Source organism: Bradyrhizobium zhengyangense, from assembly GCF_022012435.1.
Classification (GTDB): Bacteria; Pseudomonadota; Alphaproteobacteria; order Rhizobiales; family Xanthobacteraceae; genus Bradyrhizobium; species Bradyrhizobium zhengyangense.
In genome coordinates this window covers 1-1,172 of sequence record NZ_JAKLUA010000084.1, presented here as the reverse complement: position 1 = coordinate 1,172, position 1,172 = coordinate 1, and the positions used below count along the sequence as shown (strand labels likewise).

2 protein-coding genes are annotated in these 1,172 nt (G+C 63.2%); both read left to right on the top strand.

The window, feature by feature from the left end:
* Positions 1 to 3: 3 nt before the first annotated feature.
* Entirely contained in the window at positions 4 to 357 is a 354-nt protein-coding gene (gene tnpB, locus L6637_RS42280) for an IS66 family insertion sequence element accessory protein TnpB (protein WP_128929788.1), read from the top strand.
* 105 nt (positions 358 to 462) lie between these two features.
* A complete protein-coding gene (locus tag L6637_RS42275) occupies positions 463 to 912 on the top strand; it encodes an IS66 family transposase zinc-finger binding domain-containing protein (RefSeq protein WP_237867377.1) in 450 nt (149 codons plus the stop codon).
* The last annotated feature ends 260 nt before the right edge of the window (positions 913 to 1,172 follow it).

Below are 1,172 nucleotides of genomic sequence, written 5' to 3'. Positions count from 1 at the left end.
CCGGTGATTGCGCTACGCTCTGACCTCAAGGTGGTGCTGGCGACACAGCCGGTCGATTTCCGCAAGTCGGTGCATACACTGTCGGCACTGGTGAGCGAAGCGCTGCGTGCGAATCCGTATTGTGGTGACGTCTTCGTGTTCCGCAGCAAACGCACGGACAGAGTGAAGCTTCTGGCGTGGGACGGCAGCGGCATGGTGCTGGTGACGAAGTGGTTGCACCAGGGGCACTTCACCTGGTCGCTGATCCGCGAAGGCGTGGTGCATCTCAGTGCGACACAGCTCGCAATGCTGCTCGACGGACTCGAGTGGACGCGCGTCTCGGCCAAGCTCGTGAAGCAGCCGGCAATTGTCGGCTGAGAGGAGAGGATTTCGCTGGAGCCTGCGGCGCGCGGAGGTATGGTCCATTTATGGCGATACGCCCCGGGACGTTTCCCGACTGATCCAGCCGCTCTAACGGAGATGGTGCTCGCGCTCGACGCCCAGAACGAGAAGCTGCGTGTTGCGGTGCAGACGCTCAAGGAGATGATCTTCGGGAAGCGCTCGGAACGCCTTGCCACGCTCGTGGCCGAACAGCTTGCGCTTGAGCTTGACGATCTTGAGACCAGTGTCACGCCGCCTGCAGCTGCCAACGACGATGCACCTGCGGTGAAGCCGTCCGATAAGCTACGTAAGAAGGCGCGCCGCAACATCGGCGCGTTGCCCAAGCATCTGCCGCGCTGTGAGCAGGTCCTGGAGCCGGAGGTGACGGCCTGCCCGTGCTGCCAGGGCCAGCCTCACAAGATCGGCGAGGACGTCAGCGAGGTGTTGAACGTGATCCCGGCGCTCCTGCGCGTGCTGCGCACGATCCGTCCCAAATACGGCTGCCGCGGCTGCACCGATGGCGCGGTCCAGCCAAAGTGCTGCCGCGCCTGATTGAGGGCGGTATGGCCTCGACGGCCCTCGTGAGCCATATGGTGGTCTCGAAGTTCGCCTGGTATTTGCCGCTGTACCGGTAAGTTCAGATCCTGGCCGGCCACGGCATCCATCTTGACCGCGCGACACTCGCCGGTTGGGTCAAACGTACCGCCTGGTGGCTCAGGAGCCTTTATGAGCTGTAGCTGCGGATCATTCAGGCTGCGCCGCGCGTGTTCTGCGACGAGACGCCGATGCCGGTGCTTGATCCAGGACGACAT